At 42.9% G+C, this 19,981-nt stretch carries 23 protein-coding genes; 3 read left to right on the top strand and 20 right to left on the bottom strand.

What is annotated here, in order from left to right; translation table 11 throughout:
- Positions 1–190 precede the first annotated feature (190 nt).
- Positions 191–559, bottom strand: coding sequence for a DUF2294 domain-containing protein (locus MOB98_RS00350; RefSeq protein ID WP_268358302.1), 369 nt, complete (start codon positions 557–559; stop codon positions 191–193).
- Positions 560–874: 315 nt separating this feature from the next.
- On the opposite strand from MOB98_RS00350, the gene fdhF reads away from it, so the two are divergent.
- Together fdhF and MOB98_RS00360 are read left to right on the top strand one after the other, a co-directional pair.
- A complete protein-coding gene (fdhF, locus tag MOB98_RS00355) occupies positions 875–3,817 on the top strand; it encodes a formate dehydrogenase subunit alpha (protein ID WP_268358304.1) in 2,943 nt (980 codons plus the stop codon).
- An 18-nt stretch (positions 3,818–3,835) separates the two neighbouring features.
- Positions 3,836–4,318 (top strand): DUF1641 domain-containing protein, encoded by a 483-nt coding sequence (locus tag MOB98_RS00360; protein ID WP_268358306.1) that lies wholly within the window; start codon positions 3,836–3,838, stop codon positions 4,316–4,318.
- A 336-nt stretch (positions 4,319–4,654) separates the two neighbouring features.
- Here MOB98_RS00360 and MOB98_RS00365 read toward each other — a convergent pair whose 3' ends face one another.
- The 8 genes from MOB98_RS00365 to MOB98_RS00400 all read right to left on the bottom strand — a co-directional run bounded on the left by MOB98_RS00365 (position 4,655) and on the right by MOB98_RS00400 (position 10,298).
- On the bottom strand, positions 4,655–5,278 hold the full coding sequence (locus tag MOB98_RS00365; RefSeq protein ID WP_268362094.1) for an FMN-binding negative transcriptional regulator: 624 nt from the start codon (positions 5,276–5,278) through the stop codon (positions 4,655–4,657).
- A 28-nt stretch (positions 5,279–5,306) separates the two neighbouring features.
- A complete protein-coding gene (locus MOB98_RS00370; protein ID WP_268362093.1) occupies positions 5,307–5,825 on the bottom strand; it encodes a GNAT family N-acetyltransferase in 519 nt (172 codons plus the stop codon).
- Positions 5,826–5,851: 26 nt separating this feature from the next.
- A complete protein-coding gene (locus MOB98_RS00375) occupies positions 5,852–6,301 on the bottom strand; it encodes a MarR family transcriptional regulator (protein ID WP_268362090.1) in 450 nt (149 codons plus the stop codon).
- A gap of 200 nt (positions 6,302–6,501) precedes the next feature.
- Positions 6,502–6,732 carry a YrhC family protein gene (locus MOB98_RS00380; RefSeq protein WP_268362088.1) on the bottom strand — a complete coding sequence of 77 codons (231 nt, stop codon included), beginning with the start codon at positions 6,730–6,732 and terminating at the stop codon, positions 6,502–6,504.
- An 82-nt stretch (positions 6,733–6,814) separates the two neighbouring features.
- The gene (locus tag MOB98_RS00385) at positions 6,815–7,954 is read right to left on the bottom strand and encodes a bifunctional cystathionine gamma-lyase/homocysteine desulfhydrase (protein WP_268362086.1); all 1,140 of its coding nucleotides are present in this window, start codon (positions 7,952–7,954) and stop codon (positions 6,815–6,817) included.
- A gap of 1 nt (position 7,955) precedes the next feature.
- Positions 7,956–8,879 carry an O-acetylserine dependent cystathionine beta-synthase gene (locus MOB98_RS00390; protein WP_268362084.1) on the bottom strand — a complete coding sequence of 308 codons (924 nt, stop codon included), beginning with the start codon at positions 8,877–8,879 and terminating at the stop codon, positions 7,956–7,958.
- A 61-nt stretch (positions 8,880–8,940) separates the two neighbouring features.
- Positions 8,941–9,636, bottom strand: a complete 696-nt coding sequence (mtnN, locus tag MOB98_RS00395) for a 5'-methylthioadenosine/S-adenosylhomocysteine nucleosidase (protein WP_268362083.1) — start codon at positions 9,634–9,636, stop codon at positions 8,941–8,943.
- A 20-nt stretch (positions 9,637–9,656) separates the two neighbouring features.
- Positions 9,657–10,298 carry a class I SAM-dependent DNA methyltransferase gene (locus tag MOB98_RS00400; RefSeq protein WP_268362082.1) on the bottom strand — a complete coding sequence of 214 codons (642 nt, stop codon included), beginning with the start codon at positions 10,296–10,298 and terminating at the stop codon, positions 9,657–9,659.
- Between the two features lie 191 nt (positions 10,299–10,489).
- Between MOB98_RS00400 and MOB98_RS00405 the strand changes: the two genes are divergently transcribed.
- Positions 10,490–10,693: a YrzA family protein gene (locus MOB98_RS00405; protein WP_003225924.1), complete on the top strand. Its 204-nt coding sequence runs from the start codon at positions 10,490–10,492 to the stop codon at positions 10,691–10,693.
- 37 nt (positions 10,694–10,730) lie between these two features.
- On the opposite strand, the gene MOB98_RS00410 is transcribed toward MOB98_RS00405, so the two are convergent.
- From MOB98_RS00410 to MOB98_RS00460, 11 genes are all read right to left on the bottom strand, one after another.
- Entirely contained in the window at positions 10,731–11,444 is a 714-nt protein-coding gene (locus MOB98_RS00410) for a YrrS family protein (RefSeq protein ID WP_268362080.1), read from the bottom strand.
- A 64-nt stretch (positions 11,445–11,508) separates the two neighbouring features.
- Positions 11,509–13,263, bottom strand: a complete 1,755-nt coding sequence (locus MOB98_RS00415; protein WP_268362078.1) for a peptidoglycan D,D-transpeptidase FtsI family protein — start codon at positions 13,261–13,263, stop codon at positions 11,509–11,511.
- 54 nt (positions 13,264–13,317) lie between these two features.
- Positions 13,318–13,791, bottom strand: coding sequence for a transcription elongation factor GreA (gene greA / locus MOB98_RS00420; protein ID WP_004399078.1), 474 nt, complete (start codon positions 13,789–13,791; stop codon positions 13,318–13,320).
- Positions 13,792–14,039: 248 nt separating this feature from the next.
- Positions 14,040–14,675: a uridine kinase gene (gene udk, locus MOB98_RS00425; RefSeq protein ID WP_003225916.1), complete on the bottom strand. Its 636-nt coding sequence runs from the start codon at positions 14,673–14,675 to the stop codon at positions 14,040–14,042.
- Between the two features lie 6 nt (positions 14,676–14,681).
- Positions 14,682–15,950 (bottom strand): peptidase U32 family protein, encoded by a 1,269-nt coding sequence (locus tag MOB98_RS00430; protein WP_268362076.1) that lies wholly within the window; start codon positions 15,948–15,950, stop codon positions 14,682–14,684.
- 18 nt (positions 15,951–15,968) lie between these two features.
- Positions 15,969–16,898: a peptidase U32 family protein gene (locus MOB98_RS00435; protein ID WP_268362075.1), complete on the bottom strand. Its 930-nt coding sequence runs from the start codon at positions 16,896–16,898 to the stop codon at positions 15,969–15,971.
- 5 nt (positions 16,899–16,903) lie between these two features.
- Complete coding sequence (locus tag MOB98_RS00440) at positions 16,904–17,557, bottom strand: O-methyltransferase (protein ID WP_014114600.1); 654 nt, start codon at positions 17,555–17,557, stop codon at positions 16,904–16,906.
- Positions 17,558–17,709: 152 nt separating this feature from the next.
- Positions 17,710–18,792, bottom strand: coding sequence for an endolytic transglycosylase MltG (mltG, locus tag MOB98_RS00445; RefSeq protein ID WP_268362074.1), 1,083 nt, complete (start codon positions 18,790–18,792; stop codon positions 17,710–17,712).
- Between the two features lie 137 nt (positions 18,793–18,929).
- Entirely contained in the window at positions 18,930–19,211 is a 282-nt protein-coding gene (locus MOB98_RS00450; protein WP_003246199.1) for a DUF1292 domain-containing protein, read from the bottom strand.
- 17 nt (positions 19,212–19,228) lie between these two features.
- Positions 19,229–19,645 (bottom strand): Holliday junction resolvase RuvX, encoded by a 417-nt coding sequence (gene ruvX / locus MOB98_RS00455; protein WP_003229795.1) that lies wholly within the window; start codon positions 19,643–19,645, stop codon positions 19,229–19,231.
- 7 nt (positions 19,646–19,652) lie between these two features.
- Positions 19,653–19,919 carry an IreB family regulatory phosphoprotein gene (locus tag MOB98_RS00460; RefSeq protein ID WP_003225903.1) on the bottom strand — a complete coding sequence of 89 codons (267 nt, stop codon included), beginning with the start codon at positions 19,917–19,919 and terminating at the stop codon, positions 19,653–19,655.
- Positions 19,920–19,981: the final 62 nt, after the last annotated feature.

Genomic DNA, 19,981 nt, shown 5'->3' on the forward strand with positions numbered 1-19,981 from the left:
TCACCTGTGTCCAACCAGGCTTTTGAATGCTGCCTAACTTGTATGCATACCCATACAACAATATCAAGCAGAATTAAGATATTGAAAGAGAATATATACAGTTCGTGCATACATTCCCGTCGCTTTTTGCCTTCTATAACTGTAGCAACATCATATCAAATGTGACAAATTTGTGTCAATGGCAAATATGCTAGCTTTGCAGAACTTCTTTTTGATCATCTATTTTTTTGTCAAAGACAAACACAGATACCGCAATATTTTCCTCAATTTTGATATCAGAAAACAAATGGACAAGCTTAGCTCCCATCAGCTCCTCCATTCCTTCCGGCGTTTGTTTGGAATAAAGATCTTGAATCAGGCTTGTGCGGGCTGCATGTACCATTTCTCTTCCTTCGGGCGTGCGGGCGATAAACTGCTCGCTTGCACTCAGATTTCCGTATAGTGTGGAGACGGCCATGTTTTCTACAAATACAGTATGAATCCGTTCAGGCCCTTTGCCGAACAATTCTTTGCGAAGTTTTCGAATAATATCATTGAACTCATGAATTTTTTTAGACATGCTGATTACCCCTTCCGATATTGCCTTATAAAGGCTTTTCCCGGTTCCCCTTAGGACATTTCACTTGGTTAAAATTTTCCTGCCATATTGTATTATAATAAATATCACTTTATAATAAAAGCAGTGTTGATGGATTTGTAATAGGATCTTGTTATGAGTCTATCGTTTTATAAAAATCAAGGATTGGTCTGTTAGTAAGACTTGCTAGTGAACTATTCCGCCATGTGTGTTTACACCTTCTTAGAAGTAAGGACAGGTGTATCTATACATGGCTTTTTTTGACTTCTTGAAAGAAAGATGGAGGGGAATATGAAGATGATGGACGTTAAGTCGATCAGTGTCCGTGTAGACGGAACAGAAATTCAAGCACGAGCAGGGGCCACAATTTTAGACATTTTAAATGAAAACGGGATTGAGTACCCGCAGATTTGCCACGTTCCAGAGGTTGACCCGATTCAAACTTGTGATACTTGCATTGTAGAGGCAAACGGGAAGCTGGTTCGTTCATGCGCTACAGTTGCAGAAAATGGAATGTCAATTGATCTATCCGGAAGTCGGGTGAAAGAAGCACAAACCGAAGCGATGGACCGCCTTCTTGAAAATCACTTGCTGTATTGTACAGTTTGCGATAACAACAATGGGAACTGTACGCTGCATAATACAGCGGAAATGATGGGGATCGAGCATCAAAAATACCCATACACGCCAAAAGAAGACCCTTCTTGCGCGGTTGATATGTCTCACCCGTTTTACCGCTATGATCCAAACCAATGTATCGCCTGCGGCCAGTGTGTTGAGGTGTGTCAAAACCTTCAGGTAAATGAAACACTCTCAATCGACTGGGAACGCGAACGCCCTCGCGTGATTTGGGATGAAGGAGTTCCGATCAATGAATCTTCTTGTGTCAGCTGCGGCCAGTGTGTCACAGTGTGCCCATGTAATGCGCTGATGGAAAAATCAATGCTCGGGCAGGCTGGCTTTATGACAGGCATCAAAGAGGATATCATGGAGCCGATGATTGACCTCGTGAAAAACGTTGAACCTGATTACGGCAGCATTTTTGCCATTTCTGAAGTCGAAGCGGCAATGCGTGAAACGAGAACGAAAAAAACAAAAACTGTATGTACGTTCTGCGGTGTCGGATGTTCTTTCGAAGTATGGACAAAAGGACGGGATATTTTAAAGATCCAGCCGGTTTCTGACGCTCCGGTTAATGCGATTTCGACATGTGTTAAAGGGAAATTCGGCTGGGATTTCGTAAATTCTGAAGAGCGGATCACAAAGCCTTTAATACGTAAAAACGGAGCTTTTGTTGAATCTTCTTGGGAAGAAGCCCTCGACCTTGTTGCAAGCAGATTAGGATCGATTAAGGAGCAGTACGGCAAAGGCTCTGTCGGATTTATTTCTTCTTCTAAAATTACGAATGAAGAAAACTACGTCATTCAAAAATTAGCGCGTCAGGTATTTGAAACAAACAACGTCGATAACTGCTCACGCTACTGCCAGTCTCCTGCTACAGACGGATTGTTCCGCACTGTCGGCATGGGCGGTGACGCCGGCACGATTAAAGATATTGCCAAAGCCGGTCTCGTCATCATTGTCGGCGCCAACCCGGCGGAGGGACACCCGGTGCTTGCCACACGCGTCAAACGTGCGCATAAGCTCCATGGCCAAAAACTGATTGTTGCCGACCTGCGTAAAAATGAAATGGCTGAGCGGTCTGATCTGTTCATCAGCCCTAAACAAGGCACAGACCAGGTTTGGCTGATGGCCGTTACGAAATATATGATCGACCAAGGCTGGCACGATCAGGCGTTTATTGATGAGAATGTCAATTACTTTGAGGATTATAAAGAAACGCTTAAAACCTATACGCTTGATTATGCAGAACGCATCACAGGCCTTTCAAAAGAACACATTATTCAAATCGCTGAAATGATCCGTGACGCTGACGGCACTTGTGTCCTTTGGGGAATGGGTGTCACACAAAATACAGGCGGTTCTGATACGTCAGCGGCAATTTCAAACCTGCTTCTCGCTACGGGCAACTATCGCCGTCCTGGTGCCGGCGCTTACCCTCTGCGCGGCCACAATAACGTGCAAGGCGCTTGTGATATGGGAACTTTGCCAGGCTGGCTGCCGGGATATCAGCATATTACAGATGACAAAGCCCGCGCTAAATTTGAAGAGGCATATGGTGTCGAGATTGATGGAAAGCCCGGTTTAGATAATATTCAAATGCTTCATGCCATTGAAGAAGGAAAAATGAAGGCGATGTATCTTGTCGGTGAGGATATGGCACTTGTCGATTCAAACGCAAACCATGTGCATGATATTTTATCAAGCCTTGATTTCTTCGTGGTACAGGACATCTTCCTGTCAAGAACAGCTCAATATGCCGATGTCGTCTTGCCGGCCACACCTTCACTTGAAAAAGACGGAACATTCACCAACACAGAACGCCGCGTTCAGCGATTATATCAGGCGCTTCCGACGCTTGGTGACGCAAAACCTGACTGGTGGATTATTCAAGAGGTGGCAAACCGTTTAGGAGCGAACTGGAACTATAGCCATCCAAGTGACATTTTCTCTGAAATGGCGAGTCTTTCTCCTCTGTTTGCCAAAGCAAGCTATGAGGTGCTTGAAGGCTGGAACAGCTTCCTATGGGGCAGCTTCACAGGTGAAAGCACACCGCTTCTGTATGAAGACGGATTTAATTTCCCTGACAAAAAAGCCCGCTTTGCTCTTTCTGATTGGACTGAACCAGCGGCATTTCCGGAAGAATATGACCTTCATATCAATAACGGCCGGATGCTGGAGCATTTCCATGAAGGAAACATGACAAATAAATCAAAAGGCATACAAGCAAAAGTGCCAAATGTATTCGTTGAAATCTCGCCTGAGCTCGCAGAGGAGCGAGGTGTATGTGACGGTTCGCTTGTACGTCTCGTTTCTCCGTTCGGAGCAGTCAAACTAAACGCGCTGATCACAGACCGTGTGCGGAAAAATGAACTTTATCTGCCGATGAACTCAACAGATAAGGAGTCTGCGATTAACTTCCTGACGGGTCCTGCAGCTGATAAACGGACGAATACGCCTGCTTATAAACAGACAAAGGTTCGCATGGAGGTGCTTGGGGGCTGCGAAACAGCGCCGCTTCCGAAAACAAATCCGCGCAACAAAAAACGGCATCCGCAAAACGGCGTTGAAGCAGAAAGAAAATGGAACCGCCCGGGTTATGTCCATCTGACTGATTAAACGAAAGGAGGAAAACGAATGGCCACTCCGATTACGACGATCAAAAAAGAAACAAAAACAGCAGAACAAATCAAGCTTGAAAAAATAGAAGAGCTGAAAGAGCTTCTGGCAGAAAATGAGGACGCCGTCTCTAAAACGATGACGTTAATGAATGAACTCAATGATCTTGGAATTTTTGACGCAGCCACAAGCATGCTCAGAGCGAAGGAAGACATTGCCAAGATTGCGCTTGGCCAAGTTTCCCGCGAGCCCGTCACCAATCTCATCAACACGATGATGGCCGCCGGAGGTGCATTGACAAAAGCCGATCCTGAGTTTACAGGAAAACTTTTAGAAAGCGTGATGGCTGGAACTGAACAAGCGCAGAGCTTTTTAAAAGAAGACAAGAAAGTCGGGATTCTCGACCTTTTAAAAGCAATGAACGACCCTGATATCAACAGAGCCGTCGGCTTCGGCCTTCAGTTTTTAAAAGGCATGGGAAAAGAACTGCAAGAAAAATAACAAAAAACAGCCATCGCAGATTGTATCACCGTTAAAATGGTTCATAATATGTTTGTTTTTAATGTATATCTTTCCGCCTGTTTTGGAGTTCAACCTGCGGGCGCTAAAAAATCCTTCTTTCGTTCATGAAGAACGCTTGAAGGATTTTTTTGTTATGCCTCTGCTCTATCTGAAGCATTCTAATATTGATTCAGTGTTAGTCCCCGCCTCAAAAGCAGAGTGTAACAAAAAGAGCATGCGCCGAACTAGGCTGAAAACTTTTTCACCATTTGATATTCTCACTTTCGTTGACAACATTTTATCTAGGAAAGAAATTCTGATAAGGAAATATAGCACTTACCTGTCCTTTTGGAACTTTCTCTCCATTACTTGTGCCATTTGCTGAGAATTCATATCCTTTTGTTCATAGAGCTTACTCACGATGTTCTGATAGTCCTCATCTTTACGATTTTGACTTAATTTATTGGCAGCTTGAACTTCCTGTACTTTAATCTTAAATCCAACAATCCCTTTAAGTTCTTTTTCTAATAATTGAGGTGAAAGCGTATCCCATAAAACTGGATTCTCACGATGTTTTTCGTATTTTTGCAGCAACATTGCCAGGTCTTGTTTTAGCTCTTCTTCGTTTAAAGTGCTGGCCGTACCATATACATGTACAGCTTGATAGTTCCATGTCGGCACGTTTTCCTGCTTATACCAAGAAGAAGAGATATAAGCATGTGGTCCTTGGAACATCACCAGTACATTTTCACAGGTTTCAAATGTTCTCCATTGAGGGTTCCCATAAGCTATATGCCCTGTTATATAGTAAGTATCTCCTTCTCTTATTAACTGTAATGGCAAATGAGTAGCAATGGGTTTCCCCTGGTTTGTTGTAACGATTGTGCCAAAGGCGTTTTCTTGAACAAACTCCCATATTTCATCAACATTTGTAATCTTAAAATACCGTGGAATATACATAATCATCTTCCTCTCCTCTCAAAAGAAGTTATGTGAGTGTTTTGACCATGATAAAGTCTACCTGTTCTTCATCTCCCATATAAAAAGAGTGCGCCCCTGTTTGAACAAATCCCATTTTCTTATAAAAAGCAAGGGCATTTTCATTTTTCTCCCATACACCTAGCCAGATTTTCTTTTTATCAAGCTCCATTGCCATATCTATTGCTTTATGTAACAGGTGTTTGCCAAGCCCATGTTTTTGAAAGTTGTTCTTTATATAAATCCTTTCGATTTCAAGGGCTTCATTCCCCATCTCTTCAGACTGGGCATCATCTGTATTGACCTTTAAATAGCCTGCGATTTCATTATCAGCATAAATAAAAAAGAAGTGTGAAGACGGATTACATAATTCCATTTCTACTTGTTCTAGGCTAAAAGCCTTTTCCAAATAAGCCTCCATATTTTCAGGTGAATTCTGATGCTTAAATGTCTCATTAAATGTTTCATAACCAATTTCTTGAAGTGCGAGTGAATCTTCAAGGGTGCATTTTTTTATTTTAATCGTCATATTCATCAGCCACTCCCTTATTGTCATCAATAATTTCTCTTGTTGCCCTTTTTTACAAATTCCCAGTCTTTTTCTATATTTTTTCTTACTCTTTGAAGAAGGTTGAAAATGGTTTTCACTTCTGTTTCAGAAAATCCCGCTAATGCGACATTATTTGAATCATGTTCTCTTTTGATAAATGGATATACATTTTTTCCTTTCTCTGTTGGAAACAGTTTTTTTATTTTCTTGTTATGTCTGTCTTCTTTCTTTTCAATAAATCCATTCATTTCAAGTTTTTTTATAGCACGAGATGCTGTTGCTCGATCTACTTTAATCATTTCGACCAACTGTTCTTGAATAATTCCCGGGTTTTCACATATTCGGACAAGGTACAGGTATTGCCCTTTTGTAAGGTCATGTTCTCTAAATTCTATATTGCTTATAGAATCTAATGCCCTTGCAATCATTCCGATCTCACGAAGAATTTCCTTCATTCCTACCTCCCAGCTATATTTTTATTGCAAATACAATAAAGATGACATACGTTCAATATAACCTAACTTTGTTGCATTTGCAATAAAACACTAAGTAAGAGGTTGTGAAAAGTGAGGTATGTTTCATTTAAAAAAGCTGTCGAGATGTTCTCGACAGCTTGGGGGTCTGCTTCTATTCTTGATAAGGCAAATGGCTGTTTTTATTCGTCAGCTTCATCCAGACGTTTCTTGTAAATCAGTGAACGATCAGCGCAGAAGAAGGCACCGGCTAAAAACACACAATCCGCTAAAAACATCATTGATTTCTGGCCTAACGTCAATCCTTGATCAGGGAGAACTGCGCCTATATATAAAAAAGTGCTGACTGCAAGCAAGGTAAAAGCAAAATGCTTGTAGTCTTCTTTTAAAGATTTCATTCTATTTTTGCTCAAAAGAATCACCTGCCAGATTCATAGTATACGACTATTATAATATAATCCGGCAGCTTACAGAGAAAGTAATTCTATCCATTTGTTATACATTTTCAAGCGCTTGCTTGATATCCTCCAGCAAATCTTCCGCATCTTCAATCCCTACAGAAATTCTGATCAAGCCATCTGTGATGCCCAGTTCAAGCCGGCGTTCTCTCGGAATAGAGGCATGTGTCATTCTTGCCGGAACAGAAATTAAGCTTTCGACCGCGCCCAGGCTTTCAGCAATGGTAAACAGTTTCAGATTGCCTAAAAACGCATCAACCCGCTCTTCACTGCCAATATCAAAGGAAATCATGCCGCCGAAGCCAGACCCTTGCGTTTTTGCGAGCTCATGTCCGGGATGTTTTGAAGTACCAGGATAATATAACGTTTGGACAGCAGGATGATTCTCAAGAAAGCTTGCGATCTTCCGCGCGTTTTGATCGATTGCTTCCATTCTGAGTCCCAATGTTTTGATTCCTCTCATTAACAGCCAGGAATCTTGAGGGCCGAGCACGCCGCCTGTGGAGTTTTGCACAAAATGCAGCTCTTCTCCAAGCTCTTTCGAAGCTGTCACAACTAAACCGCCGACGACATCACTGTGTCCGCCAAGATATTTTGTCGCACTGTGAAGCACAATATCAGCGCCTAGAGTGAGCGGCTGCTGAAAATAAGGGGTGTTAAAGGTATTGTCTACGATAAGCAGAACACCGGCTTTTTTTGCGATATCTACCATGAGCGGCAAGTCGGTGATTTTGAGCAGCGGATTTGTCGGTGTTTCAATATAAATGGCTTTTGTGTTAGGGCGAATCGCGTTTTCAACCTCTTCCCTGCTGCTTGTATCAACAAATGTTGATTCAATGCCAAGACGATTAAGCACCTTTGTCATTACGCGGTATGTTCCGCCGTACACATCATCAGTCAACACGACATGATCTCCGCTGTTAAACAGCATCATCACCGCTGTAATGGCAGCCATTCCTGAACTGAACGCATAGCCTGCTTCCCCGCTTTCCAGCTCTGTCACAAGTGCTTCGAGAGCGGTTCTAGTCGGATTGGCCGTTCTTGAATACTCATAGCCTGTATGCTGCCCTGCTTTCGGCTGCTTGTACGTGCTGACTTGGTAAATGGGCACGGATACCGCGCCTGTTTTTTCATCACCTGTGATTCCGCCATGTATCATCAATGTTTTTTTCTTCATATCAGATGCCTCCTTCATATATTCGTTTGCTGATATATCGATCGCTGCTGTCAGGGAATACTGTGACAATGTTAGTTCCTGCAGATGCTTGTTTCGCTTCTTCCAACGCAGCGTAAAGCGCTGCACCTGAAGAGCTTCCGATCAGCAGGCCTTCTTTTTCTGCCGCTTCCTTCACAAGTCTAAACGCATTCTTGTCTGTTACGGTGTAAATCTCATCAAAATGGCTCTTATTCATATAATCGGGGATGAACTCCATGCCGATGCCTTCTGTTTTATGAGCGTGAGGCTCTCCACCGTTTAAAATGGAGCCCTCCGGTTCGACTATCACGGTTTTGACTGCTGGATTTTTTTCTTTTAAGAAGGAAGCAGTTCCTGCGAATGTGCCTCCTGAACCTGCTCCTGCGACGAACGTATGAATGTTGCCGTCAAGGGCTTCCCATATTTCTGGCCCAAGTGTCTTATAGTAAGTCGATGGATTTACTTGGTTTTTAAATTGCAAAACACAATAAGAATTTTCAATTTCTGTCTCCAGCTGAATGGCTTTTTGAATGGCTCCCTGCATACCGTCTTGACGCGGTGTATGAATGATGGATGCGCCAAGCGCTTGCATAATTTGCTGTTTCTCTGTGCTGAAATGTTCAGGGACACAGAAAATCGCTTTTAGCCCATATTTTCTGGCACTTAATGCAAGACCGATTCCTGTATTGCCTGCCGTAGCTTCTATAATCACTCCGCCGGGATTCACCTTTCCTGACTCCAGCGCGTCACGGATCAGCATGTCTCCCAGTCTGTCTTTAATGCTTCCCCCAGGATTCATCATTTCAAGCTTGGCATATACTGCGACTCCTTCAGGAACATCAAAGTTCTTCAGGCGGAGAAGCGGTGTGTTTCCAATCAGCTCGGTAATGTCCGTAATTACAGTCATATATGTCCTCCTCCTTGATAGAGATTGTTTTTAGGGAAAACGGAGGAGAACTCTCCCCCGTTTAATGAATTCGTTTGATTGCTTTTAATACAAGCTCTGTTGAATTGACAGCCGCCTGCTCTAAAAATTGGTCAAATGATACATGTGATTCTTTTCCTGCGATATCAGATAAGGCTCTGATGACGACAAACGGCGTCTTAAATTGATGGCACACTTGGGCCACTGCCGCAGCCTCCATTTCAACCGCGTACAGATCAGAAAATCTCGCACGCACCTCTTCAACCCGCTTCGGATCGTTCATGAAAGAATCGCCTGTTGCGATCGTTCCTTTTGCAACCTGAATGCCATCGAGTTCAGAAATCGCTTCTTCAGTGATGCTGATCAGCTTTTCGTCCGCCGCATAGGCAGCCGGAAGACCCGGCACCTGGCCGTATTCATAGTCAAAGGCCGTTACATCTACATCATGGTGGCGAACATCAGTGGAAATGACGACATCCCCTACATTCAATGTATGATGAAATCCGCCCGCTGAGCCTGTGTTAATGACATAATCAGGCTTATAACGGTCAAGCAGAAGCGTCGTGCTGATGGCAGCATTCACTTTTCCAATTCCTGATTTTAACAAAATCACTTCGGTTCCTTCATATTCGCCTGTTGTAAATTCACAGTGTGCGATTGTTTCTGTTTTTGCATTTTCAAGTTTGCTTCTTAGGATGGTGACTTCCTCTTCCATTGCTCCGATGACTGCTAGTTTCATCTATTCACATTCCCTTCACTTTACCGTTTGATCGCCTCCATTATCCACACGAAATCGTTGTGCTGAGTGAATTGGACTGCAAAACCTTCAGCAGCAAACATTTCTTTCAACGCATCCAATGTGGGATAATGCTCCGTCTCTAAATCATTTGCCAGCTGATAGAAGCCTTGAGAACGGGCTTTATCAATTGCTTGTTGATACGTTTGTGAATCTTCAAAGACGGTATCGGCAAACACTATTTTATCATGCAAGTGAAGGTATTTGCTATATTGCTTTATGGCAGCCCGCTTTTCTTCGTCTGTTAAATGATGAAAAGCATATGAACTGACAATCGTGTCAGCCTGAAATGGCGGCTCAGGAAATGTCAGAAAGTCTCCGTCAACGATTTCTGCCCTGCCTGAAAGCTTGTCAGAAGCCAAATTCCGCATTGCGGGAGACGGTTCGATGCCAAATACCGATTTGCCCGCATCCAGCAGCTTGGCTGTCAAATTCCCGGTTCCCGGGCCAAATTCTAACACATGCGTTCCAGACCTGCTGACGATGGCATCAAGAATATCATCATAGCCTCTGAATGCTTCTTTATACTGAATATCAAAACCTTGTACTGTTTGATCATAAGTTGCTGCCCAATCTTCAAAGAGAGGGATAAATTCACGTCCCATATTTGTCACACTCCATATTTTATAATTCCTATAAGCATACTATGAATTAATGATGGAACAGTTCCTATGATACCATATCTTATGAAAAGCAGGTACTAAAACACTTTGTGTATTTTATGCCATCCATATTGCGCGTTTACCTCAAAAAAGCTTATACTTCATATGACTTGTGAAAGCTGGAGGGTCGAGACATGAATTTTCAATTAGATCTAATTAAAGACAAGGTGGAATTTTTCGAAGCGGCTTCATTGCAGGAGCTTGAAAAGAAAATCAATACACAAATTGAAAACAATAAAGCCATCATGCTCCGGGTAAAATCGGTTTCACACCAAACAGCTGTGGCAGACGGAAGAATATTGTACAGCGCGGTGGTTCATTTTGCAGCTGAAGCCTAAAAACAAAAGCAGCCGGTTTAGACCCGGCTGCTTTTGTTTATTTTAGTTTTTCTACTTTTGTCGGCTTCCAGCCTTTTTCATCAACCCAGGTAATCGTAACTTGATATTTATTACCCGTCGTCTTGTCTAAAATCTTGCCTTTGGCATCCTGAGGGCTGCCGTTATTTCCGAGCCAGAGCACCGTCATGTTATCTGTAGAAACACCGGTTGCATATGAAATGGCTTTCAGCATCTCAGCCCAGTCTTGTGAGCTTGAATCATAGGTGGCAGCATGCTCGCCTGTCTGCTCAGTTCCAACTGCTTTCCAGTCAGGGTTTTCATACGTTTTTTCCACATCGCTAGATGAACCGCCTTCTGTTACTTTTGCATCTTTTAGCGGGTCATCTGAATCTGAGCTTGAGTCTGAGTCTGAATCAGAATCATCACTTTTAGAAGAATCATCTTTTTTGGAATCTGTATCAGAATCTGAGTCAGAAGACTTCTTAGAATCCTTATCGCTGTCAGACGTTTCTTTCTTGCTGTCTTTTATATCCTCATCCGATTTCTTTTCCGTCTTTCCTGAAGCCGGAGCTTCCTGTTTTTGCGCCGTTTCAGAATCCTTGCCGACATCTTTGCTAGAAGGACTGTTAATGAAGAGATTCGCTGCTACTACGACAATTAGTATGGATACGATTGCGATTAAAATGTTAAGCACTAAATTAGCTTTCCTGCGCTTATCACGGTTTTCGTAACGAGATTGATTATTGCTCAATAATTCTGCACTCCTTTATCCCTCTTGGCTCAGCATATATTTTAACATGTGCTGAGAAGTTGTTCTATTTCTGATTGATTTCAATTTCGTGTACGTTTTTAACAATATCATAAAACACCGAATTTGTCAGAGCCTTATCCCCCGGCGTGTCCATGTGTAAAACGACTAGGGCGTATTTCGGCTTATCCGCGGGAAAATATCCGGCAAACCATTTTTCATACAGCGTTTCCTTCTCTTTTGAAAGCTTGCCTGTCTGGGCCGTTCCTGACTTCCCTGCTACAGGATACGGAAGATCCTGAAACCTTCTGCCCGTTCCGGAAGGAGATTCCACCACCCGCCGGAGCATTTTTTGCAGCTGCTGCGCCGTATATTTGTCTATCGTTTCTCCTTTGAGCTTCTGATCTTTAAACGTAACGAGCGTTGTGCCGTTTTTATATTCAATTTGTTCAGCGATTTTCACCTGCCGCTTTTCTCCGCCGCGGGCGATTGTCGCCATCATATTGGCTACCTCAAGCGGCGTTACCTTTACATTTTTCTGCCCGATCGCTGTTTGTGCAATGGCTTTTTTGACTGATTTGTCTTTTTCATCCCCCCAAATCACGCCGCTTTTTTCGTTATACAACTGGCGGAAATCTGTTTCGTGATACAGTTTTCCTTCCCAGCCCGCCCGATCTGTAAGTGCCAGCTTTTCGGACATCTCTTCAATCACCGAGCTGTCTTTTTTCATTAATTGTTCTGCAAGACTCGTAAATGTGTAATTGCAGCTTTGGGCAAAACTTTCATCAAAAGACAAGGTTCCTTTGTCATCGCCCGGTTCCCCGTACAGGTTTAAATTGCAATTGAAGGTTTGACTTGGCTTTACCGCATCATTTTCGATTGCAGCTGCGGCAATGACGGTTTTAAAAACAGAACCGGGATAGATTGGTGTCAGCATGTAATTTTGAAGCGTGTTTTGCCGAGATACATCGGCATTCGGTTTGCTTACAATTCCCAGAATACTGCTATTTTCGATGTCCAGCAGCACAGCTCCTCCTTTTTTCAGCCCCTGTTCATCCAATACCTCCTCCATCGCTTTTTGAATGCTTTGATCAATCGTTGTTTTGACCTGGAGCGGATAAAATGTATTGGCTTCAGCTGTATATTTGACGTCCATGCCAAACAAAGGGTTTCCTTTACCGTCCACATGATATAAAAGCTTTGTATCTTGTTCCGGAAGCAAAAATTCATCAAAGGTCCGTTCTAAACCGGTTGTTCCGATCTTCGTTGTAATCGGAAGGTTCTCCTGATCAGGATATTTCCTGCGGAGAAGCGCCGGATCTTGATTCGTGCTCCCGATCGTATGTGAAGCAAGGCTGGGCTTGTCTTCATTTTCCATATATACGCCGTAAATGCCAGGATATTTCAAAGAATTGATTTTTGTGATGGATTGTTTCGAAAGTGTTTTGATTTTTTGCTGACGCAAAATAACCGGTTTTTTGGCCTTTGCAAGTGTCTGATGCAATTCATCTTCAGGCATGCCGAGAATGTCTGCAACTTTTTTGATCGGCCAATCCTGTGTCAGCAGAAAAGGGAACAAAACAACTGCAGGCTCGCTTTGTCCGGTCAGCGCATTTCCGTTTCGATCTAAAAAGGACCCTCTTCCGTCAGAAATAAGCACTTCCTCCGTCCGCTGCTGCACACTTTCTTGGATTAAATTGATTTTCTTTTTAGAAAATGACTCTGTGAAAAACAGCTGGATTTCCGCCAGCCTCAGCAGAAGCAGAAAAAATACGATTAAAAAGGCGATGACTGCCAGCTTCATTCGTTTCGATATCTTCATAAAAAAAACACCTCACCCACATTGTGGACGAGGTGTTTCTTTGCTAAACGGATCTTATGAAATTTTCACAATTTTCACGAGCATTTCTCCGCCCGGTGTTTGAACTGTGACTTCTTCATCTACTTTTTTGCCCAAGAGGCTTTTTGCAATTGGCGAATCGTTTGAGATTTTTCCTTCAAACGGATCAGCTTCGGCACTTCCAACGATCGTATATGACTCTTCATCACCGTCAGGAAGCTCGACGAAAGTGACGGTTTTACCCAAACCGACAACGTTAGAGCCGCCGTCATCTTCAATGATTTTCGCATTGCGGATCATATTTTCAAGGGTCGTCACACGGCCCTCTACGAATGCCTGCTCTTCTTTCGCTGAATCGTATTCAGAGTTCTCGGAAAGGTCTCCGAAACTTCTCGCTATTTTGATGCGTTCTACTACTTCTTTTCGTTTAACCGTTTTCAAATATTCTAATTCTTGTTCAAGTTTTTGTTTTCCTTCTGCAGTCATAGGAAAAACTTTCTCTTGTGCCATGTCCCTTCACTCCTTCTGGTTGTCCCTCAACATCTTCGATTATGTATGAGAGCATAAACTAAAATACAAGAATGAGAACACAGGGCAGTCCTCGTTCTTCTCTCCCATATAGGTACTGTTTATCTTAAACTGAATCTTGTCGTTCTGCAAATATTTCGCGTTTATAAACAGGGAAAGAAGGGAATTCGCACATTCCCTTCCTGCCTATACATAATATGGTCAGAGTTATTTATGTCTATGCTATGGTATTACAAAATCGCGTTTTGTTCAAGAATGGTTTGAATTTTTGTGACCATCAGATCAATTGCGACGTGATTCTGTCCGCCTTCCGGGATAATAATATCAGCGTACCGTTTCGTAGGCTCGACAAATTGGTTATGCATCGGACGGACAACTGACACATATTGTTCAATGACAGAATCAATAGAGCGTCCGCGCTCATTAATATCTCTCATAATCCGTCTGATGATACGCAAGTCAGCGTCTGTATCAACATAAAGCTTGATATCCATCAGATCACGAAGCCTTTTGTCTTCAAGAACAAGAATGCCTTCAAGGATAATCACATCCTTTGGCTCTACGTGAACTGTTTCTTCTGATCTTGTGTGAAGCTTATAATCGTAAATCGGCTTTTCAATCGGGCGGTAATTCAATAGATCCTGAATATGCTCGATTAAATAGTCATTATCAAACGCAAGCGGATGATCATAGTTTGTGTTCAGCCTTTCTTCAAATGGAAGATGGCTTTGGTCTTTATAATAAAGGTCCTGCTGGATCATTAAAATTGAGTGTCCTTTAAATTGTTCATAAATTGACCGTGTGACACTCGTTTTTCCTGAACCGGAACCTCCTGCGATTCCAATGACTACTGGATTCTTACCCATGGGTTGTTACTTCCCCTTTCTCATCATGTTGCTCGGATAAATCTTTTTGTCTAGTTTGAATTTGACAATTTGCAGGGGATGGCGGGCAGCATCTAGCTCATTTCCGTCTTCGTCCCAAATGGTTTCAATCGTATGTGTAAAGTTTTCGATTTCCGGACCGAAAAATTCGACTTCGTCGCCTTTTTTGAAGAAATTGCGCTGCTGAAGCGTGACCATTTGTGTGTCTTCATCATAATTCAGCACTAAGCCGACAAAATCAAATGTCGTTTTTTTCGCGTGCTCGCCGAACATTTGCTCTTCATAGCCTGGGATTCCTTCAAAGAAAGCTGTCGCAGTGTCCCGGTTGGCGCACTTATCAAGCTCTTCAAGCCATTCTTTTTGAATCACAAAGTTATCCGGATCAGCGCAATAAGCGTCAATTACTTTGCGGTATACACTGACAACTGTTGCTACATAGTGAATGGATTTCATGCGTCCTTCAATCTTTAAGCTGTCGATGCCCATTTCGATCATTTTCGGAATGGATTCAATCAGCTTCAAGTCTTTCGGGCTCATTGCAAATGGCGCATCTTCTTCACCATAAAGAGCAACGGCATTGGCACCGTCTGTTTGATAGAGGTCATAATCCCAGCGGCATGACTGGCAGCAGCCTCCTCGGTTGGAATCCCTCGCCGTCATGTGATTGCTCAGGACACAGCGGCCGGAATATGCGATACACATCGCGCCGTGAATAAAGGATTCGATTTCGATATCTACCTTTTCTTTCATTTCTCTGATTTCAAGCGCACTTGTTTCACGTGCCAGCACGACGCGGTCAAGGCCTTCTTCCTTCCAGAACTGGACAGCCTTCCAGTTTGAAAGAGACTGCTGCGTGCTCAAGTGAACCTCAACATTCGGCGCCACTCTGCGGCATGTTTCGATAATAAGCGGATCCGCCACAATGATGCCCGCAACGTTGGCGTCTCCTAGCGCTTTTAAATAGTCTTCAAGCCCGTCCATGTTTTCATTATGAGCGAAAATATTGGTTGTTACGTAGATCTTCGCGCCATATTTCTTTGCGAATTCAACGCCTTCTGCAATTTCTTCGATCGTAAAGTTATCGGCATTCGAGCGCAGCCCGTATTCCTGTCCTCCGATAAAGACTGCGTCCGCTCCGTAATGAACAGCAATTTTCAGCTTTTCAAGATTACCCGCAGGTGCAAGAAGCTCCGGCTTTTTCGTAATCACACGCTTTCCATTGACGATTGTGGATATTTTATCATTTACGGCAGTCATAGCTTAACCTCCTTATAATTAATAAACCGTTTCTTTGAAGAAGAAGCCGGTATCGATTTTTCTGTTTACTGGCTGGATGCTTTCAATGCGTTCAATCCAGTCTTCTTTTTTCGCTTCATATTCGTCACGGTTTTCCGCACACAGATCTATTGCTTCTCTGTACATTTTGGTGACTTCTATTAAGTATTCAGACGATTTCAGGACACCGTCGATTTTGAAGGAATCAATGCCTGCATCTATTAATTCTTCTAGCTCATCAATGATGCACACGTCGTTCGGGCTCATAATGTGCGTGCCGTTTTCATCTTCGAAAATCGGATATTTATTATCACGCTCTTTATCGTGCAAGAACATGCCTGATTCTTTTTTCTTTCTTTCAATATCCATCACTTTGCCTTGGTATTCAAAATAGTTTCCAATCAAAGAACGCTTCGACTGGAACATGCACGTCATTCCATGCACCTGGATTTCAATTTCGACTTCAGCGTTTTCTTTAATCTCCACAATGCTGTCCATGTTTAACTCTCTGGCAAGCACAGAACGCGCAGCGCCTTTGCGTCCCCAGTAGTTGCATGTATAGTAGTTGGTGCCTGTCGTTTCTGTGCTCCAATGAAGCTTCAGGTCAGGCGCAGATTCACGGGCAGCCATAAGCACGGCAGGATCGCCGAATACCGCTGCATCGACACCGGTTTCCGCTAAAAAAGCCAGATATTCGCCAAGTTCACCCACTTTATCGTTATGGAAAATTGCATTAACGGCAGCGTATACTTTCGCCCCTTCTTTGTGAGCGATCTCTACAGCTTTTGTTACATCTTCACGAGAAAATTCTCCGGCTAATCTCAAGCCGTATCTCTGTTCCCCAACTAAAAACGCAGTTGCCCCCGCCTGTATCAGCGGCAAAATGTCCGCTGTGCTCGTCGGCGTCACTAAGAGCTCTGGTTTTTTCATGACGTTCACCTCTTCTTTTTACTAATCGCAAGTCCGTCCCCGACAGGAATAATCGCAGTTTGATAATCCGGATGATTCATCAGCCAATGATTATATTCATCAATTTTCGTTACCAGTCTGCGCCTTCTTTTCGGTTCTATTTTGCTGTAATCCTCTGCCACCAGACCTTTAAACAGCACATTGTCTGTTAAAATCACCCCGTCCGGTGAAAGCATCGGTTCATATAAATGAAAAAAGTTTTGATACTGACCTTTTGCAGCGTCAATAAAAATGACATCATAAGGCGCGGTTACATGAACGGCGTCGGCTAATTCAAGCGCGTCTCCGTAAAAAACATGAATCCGGTCATCAAGCTGAAACTCCTTGATATTGTTTACCGCTTCCTCATGCCGTTTCTCATTGCGTTCAATTGTATATATTTCAGCAGACGGCAGCTCCAGCGCCATTCGAATGGCGGAATAACCAATGGCCGTTCCGATTTCTAGTATTTTTTTCGGCTGCTTCACAGACAAAATTTGAAGCAGCACCTCCATGCCCGCTTTTTCCATGATTGGGACATGATGTTCTTCGGCATATGCTTCAAGCTTCTTCACGTTTTCCGGCCGAGGCTTCAATAATGCTTCTATATAGTCATTTATTTGTTCATACCGGTCAGTCACAACAAACAGCCTCCCGTTCTAAAAAGGAGTGCCCCAGTCTTTTGCATAGGGACACTCTCTGAATACATCATGATACATCGGTAAACAACCCGATATATTTTATCATAAAACCTTGCGGAAAGCGAATAAAAGGAGAGCTTTTTGCTCTCCTTTTATTTCTCGCTTTTTGAGGAAATGTATTTTTCTTTTGCTTTATTATGCTCTTTTAACGTTTTTGTAAATACGACCTCACCATTTGATTTGGCCAAGAAGTACAGATAGTCCGTTTTATCCGGATGCAGCGCTGCTTCCCATGACGACATGCCGGCATTGGCAATCGGCCCTGGCGTCAGACCCGTGTTTTTATACGTATTGTACGGTGAATCAATTTCCAGGTCCTTATAAAGAACCCGATCTTTATGTTTGCCTGCCGCGTACAGCACGGTCGGATCTGTTTGAAGCGGCATTTTCTTCTTCAGGCGGTTATAAAAGACGCTCGCGATTTTATGGCGGTCGACTTTTTCAGTCGCTTCTTCTTCAATCAAAGAAGCCATTGTCAGCAGCTTATGCACAGAAAGTTTATTTTTCTTCATTTCTGCTTTGTAAGTTTCCACATGAGAATTTGTCTGTTTGATCATTGCAGTAATAATGTCTTCAAGTGACGCGTCCGGATCATTAAAAGGGTATGTGGCCGGGAACAGGTACCCTTCCAGCGGATGCTTAATGTTTTTATTGAAAACATCATTTGTAATAGTGTCCGGGAACTCTTTCTTCAGCTGATCGATAAATGTTTCATCGTCCAGTTTCGCTATGACTTGCTTTTTAGAGTATTTCGTTTCATCAGCAATAGCAGCCGCGATTTGTGTCAATTGCGCTCCCTCGGTCACCGTAATTTGAAAGGCGTAGCCTGTAGCCCCGCTTGTCAGCTTATGAATAATGGCATCCAAGTCCATTCCTTTATTCAGGTGATAGAATCCCGCCTGAAACCCGGTAGCACCTTTATATTTCACATAATACTGAAATGCCTTCTCGCTTTTTATGACATCGTTTTTCTTCAATATCGAGGCGATGGCCGAAACAGACGATCCGCTCGGAATGTTAATGTTAACTGTCGTTTTACTGTTTTCCTCAACTGGTTCAAGTAATGATTTTCCATATAAAAATGCTCCGCCAATGATGAGAAGCAGCACAAGAATGGAAGACAGTATGATTCTTTTTTTATTGAAAAATGATTTTTTTTGCTGATTGATATACATTAGGTCTCCTCCCATCAGCTCTTATACTACATGATTCATTGTATTTCGGCAATTTATTACAAAAAAAGGGTCATAGAGGCCTTTACACAGCAGAAAAAAAGCCGGAGCATTATAGCTCCGGCTTTGGCGCGGTGTTTTTATTCTTCGTCTTCATCCGCTAAGAACGTGTTTAGTGTTTCTTCGATCATATCCCATTCTTCGTCAGTTTCAATAGGGAATAGCTCACCGTTTTCACCGTCTTCGTTTGGCGTGAAGCTGGAAGCAAGAATTTCTACTTCTTCGTCATCTTTTGATTCGATCGGGTAGTACAAGACATAAGACTTGCCAAACTCTTCGTTTTCAAATGTAAACAGCACTTCACAAAGCTGTTCATTTCCTTGATCGTCAACAATTGTAATATTTTTTTCGCCGTGTTCCATTTTCTTCACCTCTGGCTTTAATTTAAGCTGTCAAGATATCCTTGTAAAATCATAACAGCCGCCATTTTATCAATGACTTTTTTTCGTTTTTGCCTGCTGACGTCAGCTGCAATCAGCATTTTTTCAGCCGCCATTGTGGTAAGACGCTCGTCCCACAGCACAACAGGAACATTGTACGTTGTTTCAAGCACTTTAGCAAATGTTTGGCTGGCTTCGCCTCTCGGGCCGACTGTTCCGTTCATGTTCTTAGGAAAGCCGAGCACGATTTTATCTATAGTATAGTCCTTTATCAGTTCAGATAAACGGGATAAACCATAATCGCCTTCTGCTTCATTTATCTTTATGGTCTCAATGCCTTGAGCAGTCCAGCCCATTTCATCGCTCAGAGCAACACCGAGTGTTTTGGTTCCTAAATCGAGCCCTAATATTCTCATTCTATATTTACGCCTCTTTATGCTGTTCTAAATAAGACTTCACCAATTCCTCGATTAATTCGTCTCTTTCAAGTTTGCGAATTAAATTGCGAGCGTCACGATGCCTAGGAATATAAGCGGGATCACCTGACAGCAAGTATCCGACAATCTGATTGATTGGATTGTAGCCCTTTTCCTGAAGCGCGTCATACACTGTAATCAGCACCTCATTTACGTTAGTCTCAGCAGAATCATCGGAGAAATTAAATTTCATCGTTTTATCAAACGAGCTCACCGTTTTGCACCTCTTTCCCAAATTCGCAGGCAAAGTTCAGCCTGGGGTCCTTATCTTACCAT

It is taken from the genome of Bacillus sp. N13C7 (genome assembly GCF_026790065.1).
In the GTDB taxonomy this organism is placed as follows: domain Bacteria; phylum Bacillota; class Bacilli; order Bacillales; family Bacillaceae; genus Bacillus.

Excerpts from the sequence above, each read along its gene's own strand:
- greA (WP_004399078.1), bottom strand. The coding sequence starts at position 13,791 with ATGGCACAAGAGAAAGTTTTTCCTATGACTGCAGAAGGAAAACAAAAA.
- MOB98_RS00390 (WP_268362084.1), bottom strand. The coding sequence starts at position 8,879 with ATGACTGTAATTACGGACATTACCGAGCTGATTGGAAACACACCGCTT.
- MOB98_RS00375 (WP_268362090.1), bottom strand. The coding sequence starts at position 6,301 with ATGAAGGAAATTCTTCGTGAGATCGGAATGATTGCAAGGGCATTAGAT.
- MOB98_RS00435 (WP_268362075.1), bottom strand. The coding sequence starts at position 16,898 with ATGAAAAAACCAGAGCTCTTAGTGACGCCGACGAGCACAGCGGACATT.
- MOB98_RS00450 (WP_003246199.1), bottom strand. The coding sequence starts at position 19,211 with ATGGAACACGGCGAAAAAAATATTACAATTGTTGACGATCAAGGAAAT.
- MOB98_RS00365 (WP_268362094.1), bottom strand. The coding sequence starts at position 5,278 with ATGTATATTCCACGGTATTTTAAGATTACAAATGTTGATGAAATATGG.
- ruvX (WP_003229795.1), bottom strand. The coding sequence starts at position 19,645 with ATGAGAATATTAGGGCTCGATTTAGGAACCAAAACACTCGGTGTTGCT.
- udk (WP_003225916.1), bottom strand. The coding sequence starts at position 14,675 with ATGGGTAAGAATCCAGTAGTCATTGGAATCGCAGGAGGTTCCGGTTCA.
- MOB98_RS00415 (WP_268362078.1), bottom strand. The coding sequence starts at position 13,263 with ATGAAGATATCGAAACGAATGAAGCTGGCAGTCATCGCCTTTTTAATC.
- mltG (WP_268362074.1), bottom strand. The coding sequence starts at position 18,792 with ATGTATATCAATCAGCAAAAAAAATCATTTTTCAATAAAAAAAGAATC.
- MOB98_RS00360 (WP_268358306.1), top strand. The coding sequence starts at position 3,836 with ATGGCCACTCCGATTACGACGATCAAAAAAGAAACAAAAACAGCAGAA.
- MOB98_RS00350 (WP_268358302.1), bottom strand. The coding sequence starts at position 559 with ATGTCTAAAAAAATTCATGAGTTCAATGATATTATTCGAAAACTTCGC.
- MOB98_RS00370 (WP_268362093.1), bottom strand. The coding sequence starts at position 5,825 with ATGACGATTAAAATAAAAAAATGCACCCTTGAAGATTCACTCGCACTT.
- mtnN (WP_268362083.1), bottom strand. The coding sequence starts at position 9,636 with ATGAAACTAGCAGTCATCGGAGCAATGGAAGAGGAAGTCACCATCCTA.
- MOB98_RS00385 (WP_268362086.1), bottom strand. The coding sequence starts at position 7,954 with ATGAAGAAAAAAACATTGATGATACATGGCGGAATCACAGGTGATGAA.
- MOB98_RS00430 (WP_268362076.1), bottom strand. The coding sequence starts at position 15,950 with ATGACTGCCGTAAATGATAAAATATCCACAATCGTCAATGGAAAGCGT.
- MOB98_RS00405 (WP_003225924.1), top strand. The coding sequence starts at position 10,490 with ATGAATTTTCAATTAGATCTAATTAAAGACAAGGTGGAATTTTTCGAA.
- fdhF (WP_268358304.1), top strand. The coding sequence starts at position 875 with ATGATGGACGTTAAGTCGATCAGTGTCCGTGTAGACGGAACAGAAATT.
- MOB98_RS00400 (WP_268362082.1), bottom strand. The coding sequence starts at position 10,298 with ATGGGACGTGAATTTATCCCTCTCTTTGAAGATTGGGCAGCAACTTAT.